At 68.6% G+C, this 12,421-nt stretch carries 12 protein-coding genes; 2 read left to right on the plus strand and 10 right to left on the minus strand.

The window, feature by feature from the left end; translation table 11 throughout:
- Positions 1-6: 6 nt before the first annotated feature.
- The 7 genes from C1I93_RS22410 to C1I93_RS22440 all read right to left on the minus strand — a co-directional run bounded on the left by C1I93_RS22410 (position 7) and on the right by C1I93_RS22440 (position 7,269).
- Entirely contained in the window at positions 7-714 is a 708-nt protein-coding gene (locus tag C1I93_RS22410) for a cytidine deaminase (RefSeq protein ID WP_111245270.1), read from the minus strand.
- Between the two features lie 14 nt (positions 715-728).
- Complete coding sequence (locus C1I93_RS22415; RefSeq protein WP_111245271.1) at positions 729-2,009, minus strand: ABC transporter permease; 1,281 nt, start codon at positions 2,007-2,009, stop codon at positions 729-731.
- Between the two features lie 3 nt (positions 2,010-2,012).
- The gene (locus C1I93_RS22420) at positions 2,013-3,371 is read right to left on the minus strand and encodes an ABC transporter permease (protein ID WP_111245272.1); all 1,359 of its coding nucleotides are present in this window, start codon (positions 3,369-3,371) and stop codon (positions 2,013-2,015) included.
- Positions 3,368-4,936 carry an ABC transporter ATP-binding protein gene (locus C1I93_RS22425; protein WP_111245273.1) on the minus strand — a complete coding sequence of 523 codons (1,569 nt, stop codon included), beginning with the start codon at positions 4,934-4,936 and terminating at the stop codon, positions 3,368-3,370. Before C1I93_RS22425 ends, C1I93_RS22420 begins: the two co-directional genes overlap by 4 nt.
- A gap of 164 nt (positions 4,937-5,100) precedes the next feature.
- Positions 5,101-6,165, minus strand: coding sequence for a BMP family lipoprotein (locus C1I93_RS22430; protein WP_111245274.1), 1,065 nt, complete (start codon positions 6,163-6,165; stop codon positions 5,101-5,103).
- Between the two features lie 277 nt (positions 6,166-6,442).
- Entirely contained in the window at positions 6,443-6,784 is a 342-nt protein-coding gene (locus tag C1I93_RS22435; protein WP_111245280.1) for a hypothetical protein, read from the minus strand.
- Between the two features lie 233 nt (positions 6,785-7,017).
- On the minus strand, positions 7,018-7,269 hold the full coding sequence (locus C1I93_RS22440; protein WP_111245275.1) for a GntR family transcriptional regulator: 252 nt from the start codon (positions 7,267-7,269) through the stop codon (positions 7,018-7,020).
- A 165-nt stretch (positions 7,270-7,434) separates the two neighbouring features.
- Between C1I93_RS22440 and C1I93_RS22445 the strand changes: the two genes are divergently transcribed.
- Complete coding sequence (locus C1I93_RS22445) at positions 7,435-7,644, plus strand: hypothetical protein (protein WP_111245276.1); 210 nt, start codon at positions 7,435-7,437, stop codon at positions 7,642-7,644.
- Between the two features lie 87 nt (positions 7,645-7,731).
- On the opposite strand, the gene C1I93_RS22450 is transcribed toward C1I93_RS22445, so the two are convergent.
- The 3 genes from C1I93_RS22450 to C1I93_RS22460 form a co-directional block, all read right to left on the minus strand.
- Positions 7,732-8,586 carry a sugar ABC transporter permease gene (locus C1I93_RS22450; protein WP_111245277.1) on the minus strand — a complete coding sequence of 285 codons (855 nt, stop codon included), beginning with the start codon at positions 8,584-8,586 and terminating at the stop codon, positions 7,732-7,734.
- Positions 8,586-9,602: a carbohydrate ABC transporter permease gene (locus C1I93_RS22455; RefSeq protein WP_111245278.1), complete on the minus strand. Its 1,017-nt coding sequence runs from the start codon at positions 9,600-9,602 to the stop codon at positions 8,586-8,588. Before C1I93_RS22455 ends, C1I93_RS22450 begins: the two co-directional genes overlap by 1 nt.
- 170 nt (positions 9,603-9,772) lie before the next feature.
- A complete protein-coding gene (locus tag C1I93_RS22460; protein WP_111245279.1) occupies positions 9,773-11,074 on the minus strand; it encodes an extracellular solute-binding protein in 1,302 nt (433 codons plus the stop codon).
- Positions 11,075-11,400: 326 nt separating this feature from the next.
- On the opposite strand from C1I93_RS22460, the gene C1I93_RS22465 reads away from it, so the two are divergent.
- A partial coding sequence (locus C1I93_RS22465; protein ID WP_181445285.1) for a LacI family DNA-binding transcriptional regulator occupies positions 11,401-12,421 on the plus strand: 1,021 nt, incomplete at its 3' end.

The raw sequence follows: 12,421 nt of genomic DNA on the forward strand, positions 1-12,421 counted from the left end.
GGGTGGTCAGGTGGGGGGCCAGCGGGCCGGGATCTCCAATGGCGGGTCGCCCTCGCCGGCCCAGAAGATGGTGCCGGTCGCGTCGACCACCACCACCCGGGGGGTACGGGCCAAGCCCCAGGTGATCGCCTCGGCTGAGTCGTTCCAGCTGGGCCCCTCCTCCAGGACCCCGGTCTCGGCGGCCGCGTCGTCGCCGGACGAGCGCTCCCAGTAGGCCGTCCAGACCTGCTGTCCGGCGGAGAGGTCGGGGTGCACGAAGACGGTGCCCCGCCCGCGCCAGGCGGCCAGCCGGTCGGGCACCACCGGCACCGGTCGTTCGCCGGTGACCGCTTCGAGGTCGGCCACGTCGAAGGCGTGCGGCAGCAGCTCAGCCATCCGCAACGGGCCACCCTTGGCCTCGATCAGGCACTCCGGCCCGCCCTGTTCCCAGAGCAGTTGCCGGCAGCGCCCGCACGGCATCAGCGGCTCACCGGTGGCGTCGACGCAGGACAGCGCCACGATCCGGCCGCCGCCGGTGGCGTGCAGCGAGGAGACCACCCCGCACTCGGCGCAGAGCACCACGCCGTACGCGGCATTCTCGACGTTGCAGCCGACCACGACCCGTCCGTCGTCGACGAGCGCCGCCGCCCCCACCGGGAATTTCGAGTACGGCACGTACGCGTGCCGCATCACCTCGGTGGCGGCGGCCCGCAGCCGCTCCCAGTCGATCTCCATCGTGCTCCCTTGGATCAGCCCTTGATGTACGGCTTCCCGTCGGCGGCCGGTGCCCGGACCCGCCCGACCAGCCCGGCCACCGCCAGGATCGTCGCCAGGTACGGCAGCATGGCCAGGAACTGCCCGGGAATGATGCTGTTGATCGCGCCCAGGTAGGTGGCCAGCTGGTCGGCGAAGCCGAAGAAGAGTGCGGCGAGCAGTGCCCCGGTCGGGCTCCACCGACCGAAGATCAGGGCGGCCAACGCGATGAAGCCCTTACCCCCGATCATGTTCTTGGTGAACGAGAAGAGCGCCAGCGTGTACGACGCACCGCCGATGCCGGCCACCGCGCCCGCCATGATCACGTTGCGGTAGCGCAGCCCGAGCACCTTCACGCCGAGGGTGTCCGCGGCCGTCGGGTGCTCGCCGACCGAGCGGGTCCGCAGGCCCCAGCGGGTACGGAACAACGCGATGTGGATCACGAGCACCAGCAGCAGGGCGAGATAGAGGAAGATGTTGCCCCGAAACAGCGCCGGCCCCAGCACCGGGATGTCCGACAGCAGCGGGATCTCCCAGTTGCTGAACCGGGGCGCGCTGTTGTAGCGCGTCGGGTCGGTCTGCATCAGCCGCTCGTAGAGGAAGCCGGTGATGCCGAGCGCCAGCAGGTTCAGCACGATGCCCATGACCACCTGGTCGACCAGGTAGCGGATGGAGAAGACGGCAAGCAGCAGCGAGATGAACGAGCCGCCGATCGCGGCGGCGAGCAGACCCACCCAGACGCTGCCGGAGATGCTGCCGAAGAGCGCGCCGCTGAACGCGCCCATCAGCAGCTGCCCCTCGATTGCCACGTTCACCACGCCGGAGCGTTCGCAGAGCACGCCGGCCAGCGATCCGAAGATCAGCGGCAGGGCGAGCAGGAAGGTGCCCCGCACGATGTTGACCAGCGGCATGAAGTTCTGCCCGGCCGGTGCGGCGGAGACCTGCCAGCAGAGGAAGGAGAGCACGAACGCGACAAGGCCCACGGCGAGCAGCGGCATGAACCAGCGCTTCGGCAGCCGGGCGAGCATCGCGCCACCTGCGGCTAGGGTGATCAGTCCGAAGACGATCGCGCCGACCGTGCCGTTGACCTCCAGCGCGGCCCCGGCGGCGTCCTCACTGAGCGTGAAGCGGGCCTGCTCGCCGGTGGCGAGCGCGCCGAACAGCACGGTGGCCAGCAGGCCGAGGGCCAGCAGCACCACACCGACCTTGCGGGTACGGGTCCAGAAGCCCTCGTCGACGGGGGCGACCGCGACGTCGGGAACAGCCGTGGTGGACATGCCTCACCAGCCCTTCGCGAGGCTCGTCTGCAACCGGGCGGCCCGCGCGGCCCGGAGCTGGAAGATCGCCTTGACCAGGGCCGGCGCGGCGATGAAGATGACGATCAGCGCCTGGAGCACGGTGACCAGCTCCAGCGAGATGCCCGAGTACGACTGCATCCGGTTGCCGCCGGCCTGCAACGCGCCGAACAGCAGCGCGGCCAGCGCCACCCCCCAGGGCTTCACCCGGCCGAGCAGCGCGACCAGGATGCCGTCGAAGCCGATCTGGGCGATCACCAGCGGGGTCAGCGCCGCGGCGGTGGTGCCGAGCACCATCTGCGAGCCGCCGAGCCCGGCCAGCGCCCCGGCGAAGACCATGATCAGGACGTACGTCCGAGTGACGCTCATGCCCGCGGTCCGGGCGGCGTCGGGGTTGGCCCCCACCGCCCGCAGCTCGAAGCCGAGGGTGGACCGGTTGAGCAGCCAGGCCACCGCCCAGGTGGCCAGCACGGCCAGGATGATGCCGACGTGCGCCCGCAGCCCGTCGCCGAACAGGCGGGGCAGTTGGGCGGAGGCGTCCACGGACCGGCTGATGGCGTCGGTCCGGTTCGGGTCCTGCACCCCGTTCTGCACGATCAGCCAGGTCAGGAAGTAGACCGAGATGTAGTTGAGCATGATCGTGTTGATCACTTCGTGCGCGCCGGTGCGGGCCTTGAGGATGCCGGGGATGAATCCCCAGACGGCCCCGCCGAGCGCCCCGGCCAGGACCGCGACCAGCAGGTGCAGGCCGGGTGGCAGCGGCAGCAGGAAACCGGCCAGGGCGGCCAGGATGACACCCATGGTGGCCTGCCCCTGGGCACCGATGTTGAACAGGCCGCCCCGGAAGGCCAGCGCCACCGACAGCCCGGTGAAGACAAGCGGCGCGGTGTAGGTGAGCGTCTCCGAGATCGGGCTGAGCGCGGCGTTGAGGGTGGTCGCGCCCGGGTCGAAGACCGAGCCCTTGAACAGGTTCGCGTACGCCTCGCTGACAAGCGTCCAGCTGCCGTTTATCGCGTCGGAGGGGCGGGCGGTGATGTAGGCGTAGGTGGCCAGCACGTCCGGGTCGGAGACGATCATCAGGACAGCGCCGACGATCATGGCGAGGACCAGTGACAGCAGGGTCACCGTGAACGTGTTGGCGGCCCAGAGGTTCTCCAGGAAGAGCCGCCCCAGCGTGGGACGCGGCTCCTGGGCGGCGCTGGGCGTGGTGGCCGCCTCGGCGCGTTCGGTGTTGCCGATCGCGGTCTCGGTGGCCTGCTCCTCGCTCGCCGGTGCCTTGTCCGGGGAGCCGGTTCCGGCGGGGCCGGCGGCGGAGGAGTCCGGCTCTGGATTCGGGTTGGTCATGCCTTCTCGTCCTCGCTGCCTGGCCCGTCGGGGGTGATGCCCGCCATCAGCAGGCCGATCTCCTCGCGTGGGGTGTCCGGGCCGACGATGCCGATGATCCGGCCCCGGTACATCACCGCGATCCGGTCGGCCAGCCCGATCACCTCGTCGAGTTCGCTGGAGACCACCAGCACGGCGGTGCCGATGTCGCGCTCGCGGATGACCTGGCTGTGGATGAACTCGATCGAACCGACGTCCACCCCCCGGGTGGGCTGTGCGGCGATGAAGAGCTTCAGTGGCCGGGACAGCTCCCGGGCCACGATCACCTTCTGCTGGTTGCCGCCGGAGAGGGTGCCTACCGGCGCCTGCGCCGACGAGGTGCGTACGTCGAACTGCTCGATCCGCTCGCTCGCGGAGGTGGCGATCGCGTCCGGCCGCAGCGACAGGCCCCGCCCGAACGGCGGCCGGTCGTAGATGTCCAGCACCAGGTTCTCGGCGACGGTGAACTCCTTGACCACACCGTCCACGCTGCGGTCCTCCGGCACATAGCCGACGCCCGCCCGGAGCACCTTCTTCGTCGGCCAGCCGTCGATCCGCCGGCCTTCCAGCGCGACAGTGCCGGCGAGCGCCGGGCGCAGACCCATGATCGCCTCGATCAGCTCGGTCTGGCCGTTGCCCTGCACACCCGCGATGCCGAGCACCTCTCCGGCGCGTACGGTCAGGTCGACGCCGTCCACCGCGCGGACCTGCCGGTCGTCGTCGACGATCAGGCCGGAGACCTCCAGGACCGGCTCGCCCGGGGTGGCCGGGGCCTTGTCCACGGTGAGCCGGACGGAACGGCCGACCATCAGCGCGGCCAACTCGTCCCGGCTGGCCTCCGGCGAGGCCGTACCCACGGTCCTGCCACGCCGGATCACGGTGATCCGGTCGGCGATGGCCTTGACCTCGCCGAGCTTGTGGGTGATGAAGACGATGGACTTGCCGGCGGCCTTGAGCGACCGCATCACGGTGAGCAGTTCCTCGGTCTCCTGGGGGGTGAGCACCGCGGTCGGCTCGTCCAGGATGAGCAGGTCCACGTCGCGGGTCAGGGCCTTGACGATCTCGACCCGCTGCTGGACACCGACCGGCAGGTCCTCGATCACCGCGTCCGGGTCGACCCGCAGGTTGTAGCGCTGGGAGACCTCGGCGACCTCGCGCCGGGCCCGCCGCCGGTCCAGGAAGCCGGCGATGCCGCCGCGCACCTGCTCGGCACCGAGCATGATGTTCTCGGTGACGGTGAAGACAGGTACGAGCATGAAGTGCTGGTGCACCATGCCGATGCCAGCCGCGATCGCGTCGGAGGGCCCGCGCAGCTTGAGCGGCTTGCCGTCGACCAGGATCTCGCCCTCGTCGGGCTGGTAGAGCCCGTAGAGCACGTTCATCAGTGTCGACTTGCCGGCGCCGTTCTCGCCGAGCAGAGCGTGGATCTCTCCAGGCTCCACCGTGAGGTCGATGTGGTCGTTGGCGACCAGATCACCGAACCGCTTGGTGATGCCGCGCAGTTCGAGTCTCAGCGCAACCTCCTGGGGTGCGAAGCGATGGTGCAGCGTAGCTGCTGGCGAGCTGGTCGCGGCAGGCGGCGACCGGTGGCGCGGACCGGCCGCCCCGGCACTGCGGGTGTTCCCCGCGCCGGAGCGGCCGGATCATGGTGTGCTGCGCCGTTGACCGGCCATCCTCGGTGATCGTCGCACCGGGGATGGCCGGTGCCGGGTCACTTCGGCTGTGCGGGCGACTCGACCTTGACGGTGCCGGCCGCGATGTCCGCCTTCAGCTTCTCGACCTCGCTCTTCAGCTCGGCCGGAACCTTGCTGTCGAACTCGTGGAACGGGGCGATCGAGACGCCGTCGTTGGCCAGGGTGCCGACGAAGCCCTCCTGGGCGTTGAGCTGTCCGCCACCGGCGGCCTTGAGCACGGCCTCCTTGACCGCGCCCGGGATGTTCTTGACCACGGTGGTGATGATCGCCGCGCAGTCCTGGGTGCTCTCGCAGCCGTCGACGTCCACCCAGATGGTGTTGTACTTGCCGCCGGAGGCCTTGGCCGCGCTGGTGGTGCCGAGACCGGCGCCGCCGGCCACCGGCATGATGATGTCGGCGCCCTGGGCGACGAGCGCGTCGCTGACCTTCTTGCCCTCGTCCTGCTTGACGAAGTCGTTGGTGAAGGAGCCGTTCTGGGTCTCCTTGTTCCAACCGAGGGCCTGGACCTTGGCGCCCTTGGCCTCGTTGTAGTACGCGACGCCGTCGACGAAGCCGTCCATGAAGATGGTCACCGGCGGGATCTTCATGCCGCCGTAGGTGCCGACCTTGCCGCTCTCGCTCATCCCGGCGGCGACGTAACCGGCGAGGAAGCCGGCCTGCGCGGTGTCGAACTCCATCGGGTAGACGTTGGCCACGCCCGGGTTGGCGTCGACGATGGCGAACTGCTGGTCGGGGTTCGCCTCGGCGATCTTCTTGGTGGCCTCGCCCATCAAGCCGCCAACGGAGAGGACGAAGTCGCAGTCCTGGTTGACGTACGCGGTGAGGTTCGGCTCGTAGTCCGCCTCGGCCCGCGAGCTGGTGTTCTTAATCTCGATGTTGCTGTTCTCGGCCTTGGCGGCCTCGAGGCCCTTCCAGGCCGAGGCGTTGAACGACTTGTCGTCGATGCCGCCGACGTCGGTGACCATGCAGGCGGTGTACTTCTCGCCGCCGGAACCGGCGTTGTTCTCCTCATCCGGGGCCTCGCCACAGGCGGTGGCACTCAGTACGAGCCCACCCGCCGCGATGATCGAGGCGATCCGCATCCCACGCACCGAGCGCAAGACGACTCCCTTCCCATTGCACACCGCGTGGTTGCGGTGGCTGCCCTTGAACCGGCTTGCGCTGTGCCGCCGGCGTCCCACGTTACGGACGCAGAGCGTACGCCCGCGCCCACCTGCCGAACGACAATCGTGCAGGACTGTTGGAGCCCTGTTACCCGTACGTAATGCTTGGGTGGGGCACGTCACGTGCAGTGCCGACAGGTGGGCGACCAAGTGTCTGGAATGCCCGGTTATTGAGGTTGAACCAGCGATCTCCCGGTTACCGCCAGAAGACCGCCACTGCCGCGTTGACCAGGGTCAATCCCACGATCGCGAGGAAGTGGCCCCGGGCGACCTCGGACCTCTTCCGGGAGAAGAAGACCATGACGAAGATGAGCAGGGCGAGGACCAGTTTTGTCACAAGCTTCGCCGGTGCCGGCTCATCGCCGTCGCGCAACGGCGCGGAAAGGCCGATGCCGGTCAGTAGTTGGATCACCACCCCCCAGAGCATGGCGGAGTTGATCCGGATCTTGCCGGTGAGGTATTGGGCGATGGCGCCACCGAGCAGCAGCGCGAACCCGATCAGATGGGCGTAGAGGAGGATGAGTCGAAGTGCTTCCACCCGACCCATCCTGCCCTATCAACGACGGTTTGTAGTAGAGGCACCCGGCTGCTCGGCGAGCCAGCGGGTTACGCACCCCGGGCTGGGCAGAGTTCGGGCGCTACGCCCAAACCAGCCAGCAGCAACGTCCCGAACAGGCGTGATTTCACAGTGACATCAGCACCCTGACGACCACCACCCCCGCAGCCCAACCAGGCGTCTTGGGCGATCATCCGGCCGGGCTGGCCTTCGGCTCAAGCGTCAGGATTTCCGGTGGCCTCGGGTGCAATGAACGTGCCACGGCCGGTGAAGGTGACCACTCGGCCCTCCTCGCGGAGCTGGTCCAGCGCGGCCCGCACGGTGCCGCGCGCCACCTCGTAGGTCTGCGCCAACGTGACCTCACCGGGAAGTTTGTGCCCAGGCTGCCACTCGCCGCTGTCAATCTTCGCCCGAAGCACGTCGGCCAACTGCTCAGCGAACGAGCGCGGTGACCAAGGGTCGATCATGCCTTCAAGGTCTCACCTGTCCAGGCACGCCACGCTGTCCATGCTGTTCATTCGATGGACACGGTGGACAGGTTGGCACTAGGGTGACGGAAGACCTCGCAGGCGGCCCCCGGCTCGCGTGGTGGCGCTCGCCGGGGGCCTTGATCGGACACGGGAGGTCCGACCATGAACAGTTTCCCCGACCCGACCCCGCTCGTGACGATTCTGGCGATCGGCCCGCGTGAGCTACCGAGGACGGAGATGATCGAGGTGTGGCTTGATGCTGGCAGTGGCTCCACGGGCCAGCGCGTCATGGTCCCCGTGAAGCGGCTGACCCGCTCCGATCTCGACCGGGGAGAGGGTGCAACGGCGCTGTACGAATACGAGACGCACTGAACCCGGCAGGCGGGCCCTCGGCAACACGCCGAGGGCCCGCATCGTCGTACGGTGGCCGGGAACCAAGACCCCTTCGATCGCGCAGCGTCAGCCCTTGGTGCCACCTGCGGTCAGGCCGGAGACCAGGTGCTTCTGGGCGAAGAAGAAGACCAGCCCGGCCGGGATGGTGACCAGGACGGCGGCAGCGGTCAGGTACTCCCACTGCGGGTTGAACTGCGGCACGAACTGCTGGAGCCCGTACGCCAGGGTGAACTTGTTGTCGGTCTGGATGAACGCCGACGCGTACGCCACCTCGCCCCACGCGGTGAGGAAGGTGTAGAAGGCGGTCACCGCCACGGCCGGCCGGGCCAGCGGCAGCACCACCCGCCAGAAGATGGCGAACGGGCCGCACCCGTCCAGCGCCGCCGCCTCGTCCAGCGAGGTCGGGATGGAGTCGAAGTAGCCCTTCAACATCCAGGCGCAGAACGGCACCGCGATGGTCAGGTACGCGATGATCAGCGCCGGCATCGTGTTGATCAGCCCCAGCCGGGCCAGGATCGTGTAGATCGGCACGATCAGGATGGCCACCGGGAACATCTGCGTGATCAGGAAGACCATCATCAGCGGGCGGCGGCCCGGGAAGTTGAACCGGGACACCGCGTAGCCGGTGGTGGCCGACAGGAAGATGCCGATGGTCATGGTGAAGGCCGCGACGATCACCGAGTTGAGGAACCACCTCGGAAAGTTCGTCTCGGTCAGCACGTAGCTGTAGTTCGCCAGGGTGGTGTCCCGGAACAGAGTCAGCTGAGTGCTCTGGATCGCGTACCCGGGCTTGAGCGAGGAGAGCAGCACCCAGACGATCGGGCCGATCGCGATCAGCGAGGCCAGGATCAACGTGCCGTGCAGCAGCATCGACCTGACCGGGCTGCGCCGGCTGCGGCCGGTCTTCGGTGTCCGTCCCATCACCACACCTCGCCTTGCTTGCGCAGCGCCCGCCGGTAGAACACCGAGAACACCAGCAGGATCGACAGGATCAGTACGCCGTACGTCGAGGCCAGCGAGTAGTTGCGGATGCCCTCGAAGGCGGCCCGGAAGGCACCGGTCACCAGGATCTCGCTCTGCCCGGCTGGCTGCCCCTCGGTCACCAGGAAGATGATCGGGAACATGTTGAACGTCCAGATGGTGCCGAGCAGCACCACAGTCATGCTGACCGGACGCAGACCCGGCAGGGTGATGTTCTTGAACCGTTGCCACGCCGAGGCGCCGTCGATCTCGGCCGCCTCGTAGAGCTCGCCCGGGATGGTCTGCATGCCGCCGAGCAGCGCCACCATCATGAACGGCACGCCCAGCCAGACGTTCGTGACGATGGCGGTGAAGAGCGCGGTCCATCTGTCGGAGAACCACGAGACCGGGTCGATGCCGACGGCGGAGAGCAGCGCGTTGGCCAGGCCGAACCGCTCGTTGAAGATGAACTTCCAGGCGAACGCGCTGACGAAGGCCGGCACCGCCCAGGGCAGCACCAGCAACACCCGGTACAGGCCCCGGGCCCGCATCGGGCGGTTGAGCATGCTCGCCAGCCCGAGGCCCAGCCCGAAGTGGCAGGCCACGCAGACGACCGTCCAGATCAGCGTGGTGCCGGTCCACTGCCAGAACTCACCGACCTCGCCGGTGAGCACCCGGACGTAGTTGTCGAGGCCGACGAACTCCCACTTGTTGGGGTTTTCGGCGCAGACCTCGCCGCCGGTGATCGACCTGGTGCAGATCTCGGCGGCCTGGTTGGCCTCGGTCAGGTTGGTGAAGGAGATCCAGATCCCGCGGATCAGCGGGTAGAAGATCAGAACCGCCAGGACGATGACGACGGGCAGCACCATCGCCCAGGCGTACCAGTGCTTCTCCCAGCTGCGGCGCAGCCGGGAGGGACGAGCGGATGGGCCGGGCGGCGCCGACGACGGCGCCGGTTCGGCTGTCACGGTGGACATCAGCTGCGCTCCAGTGCAGAGGTCCGGCAGGGGTCGGTGACCGGCACGGTCGCCGACCCCTGCCGGGGATGCCGAAGGGGTCACCGGCGCAGGGCCGGTGTCAGGATCACAGCCCGGCCGCGCCGGGCCAGCGTCGTGGTCGGGGCGACGGGCCGAGGCCCACCATCAGGTCAGAGCCCGTAGCCGGGCACGACCTCGGCCTTGTACTTCTTGGCGACGGCGTCCAACGCGGCCTGCGGGTCCTTGTTCTGGATCAGGACCTCGGTGGCCATCTGGTCGAGCGGGCCGAAGAACTGACCGGCCTCGGGGATCCACGGCCGACCCACGGCCGCCTCGTTCACCGCCTGGAAGGCGGCGACCACCGCGTTGTTCTTGACCGCGTCGACCTGGTACGCCGAGGTACGGGTGGGCAGCAGGCCGAGCTTCTCCGACAGGAACGCCTGCGACTCGGCGCTGCTCATGAACTTGACGAACGCGACGGCGGCGTCGATCTTCTCCTGCGGCATGCCGGACCAGATCACGTAGTTGTGGCCGCCGACCGGGCCACCGGCGCGAGCCGAGCCGGCCGGAACCGGCGCGATGCCCAGGTTCTCCAGGCCACCGAAGTCCGGTGCCGAGGTGACGTTGTTGACCTCCCACGGCCCGTTGATGATCATGGCGACCTTCTGCTCCTTGAACAGGGTCATCATGGTGCCGTAGGAGTCGTTGGCGGAGGGCTTGGCGGCGGCGCCGCTGTCGATCAGATCCTTGGCGACCTTCAGCCCGGCCGCGTTCTGCGCCGAGTTGATGACGATCTTCTTGCCCTCGGTGTCGACCAGGTCGCCGCCCTCGCCGTACATGAAGGGCAGCATGAAGTAGCCGGCCGGGTTGAGGTACACGCCCTCGGCGTCGGTCTTCTCCTTGACCGCCTGCGCGGCGGTCTTCAGCTCGGCCCAGCTCTTCGGCGGCTCGCTGACGCCGGCCTTGGTCAGCAGCTCCTTGTTGTACATCAGCGCGAGGCTGTCGGTGACCTGCGGAACGCCGTAGGTCTTGCCCTCGTACTTGTTGGAGGCGAGCGGGGTCGCCAGGAAGTCATCGGAGTCAGCGAGCAACTCGGAGCCGTCAAGCGCGTAGAGGTAGCCGAGGGAGGCGAACTCGGGCACCCAGGCCACCTCGGCCCGCAGGATGTCCGGGGCGCCGGTCTTGGCCTGCGCGGCGGTCTTGAACTTGTTCTGTGCCTCGCCGAACGGGACCGACTGGTAGTTGATCTTCACGTTCGGATAGGTCTGGTTGAACTTGGCGATCAGTTCCTTGAACGCCGGGGCCTCGTTCTGCGGGTCAGAGGTGTCCCACCAGGTCAGTTCGGCGTTGAGGGAGGCGGGATCGACCTTGGGCTGCTCCTCGGCCGCCTCGTCCTCGCCGCCGCACGCGGCGACGGAGAGGGCGAGTGTGGCGGCGGCGAGTACGGCGATCCCCCTGGCTGTGCGGCGCATGTTCGCTCCTAGATTGCCTGCCGGGTAACGGCGGGACAGTAGCAAGAACTTTCTAAACTAGAAACCCCTTGCGAACTTCCTTGCAACAACCGTGGCCCATCCGCAATCACGCTCCTCGACAAGCGCCACTATTCCGACATTTCGCGCCCTCGTAGCGGAAGTGACTGCCGGATACGCTCACCGCCCACCCTCCCGGGCGTCACCCTGCGTCCCGATTGCGGCACGCTGCCGACGGACGATGAGTACGATTCCGACGCACGATGCGCGATTCTGCAAGTTCTTGCGGGCCACTGCGCAAGAACTTGTCAGTGAGCTACAGTGCCGCCATGCGCGCTCGCCTGTCCGACATCGCCCAGCAGGCCGACGTCAGCGAAGCCACCGTGTCCCGGGTGCTCAACGACCGTCCTGGCGTGGCACCCGAGACCCGGCAGGCCGTGCTGACCGCCCTTGACGTGCTCGGCTACGAGCGCCCCGCCCGGCTGCGCAAGCGCAGCGCGGGACTTGTGGGTCTGGTGGTGCCGGAGCTGGACAACCCGATCTTCCCGGCCTTCGCCCAGATCATCGAATCGGCGCTGGCGCCCACCGGCTACACCCCGGTGCTCTGCACCCAGACCCCCGGCGGCGTACGCGAGGACGAGTACGTCGAGATGCTGCTCGACCGCCAGGTCTCCGGCATCGTCTTCGTCTCCGGCCTGCACGCCGACACCGCCGCCGACCACGACCGGTACCGGACGCTCATCGCCCGGCCGCTGCCCATCGTCATGATCAACGGGTACGCACCCGGCATCCCGGCGCCCTTCGTCTCCTGCGACGACCGGGAAGCCGCGGAGTTGGCAGTGGCGCACCTGGTGGCCCTGGGCCACCGGCGGATCGGCCTGATCACCGGTCCGGACCGGTTCGTGCCGGTGCAACGCAAGGTCAACGGCTACAAGACGGCGATGCGGCGGCTCGCCGGGGTGGACGACGACGAGTTGGCCGAGCTGACCGAGCTGTCCCTGTTCGGGGTGGAGGGCGGCGAGGCGGCGGCCGGCCGGCTGATCGAGCGCGGCGCGACCGGCATCGTCTGCGGTTCCGACCTGATGGCCCTCGGCGCGATCCGGGCCGCCCGGCAGCGCGGCCTGGCCGTCCCCGCGGACCTCTCCGTGGTCGGCTACGACGACTCCCCGCTGATGGCCTTCACCGATCCACCACTGACCACCATGCGCCAGCCGGTGGCGGCCATGGCGGTGGCTGCGGTCCGGGCTCTGGTCGACGAGATCAACGGCCACGGTGCCCCGCACTCCGAATACCTGTTCCGCCCGGAGCTGGTGGTCCGTGGATCCACCGCCGTCTCCCCCCACGCCACCC

It is taken from the genome of Micromonospora endophytica (assembly GCF_003236305.1).
Classification (GTDB): domain Bacteria; phylum Actinomycetota; class Actinomycetes; order Mycobacteriales; family Micromonosporaceae; genus Micromonospora; species Micromonospora endophytica.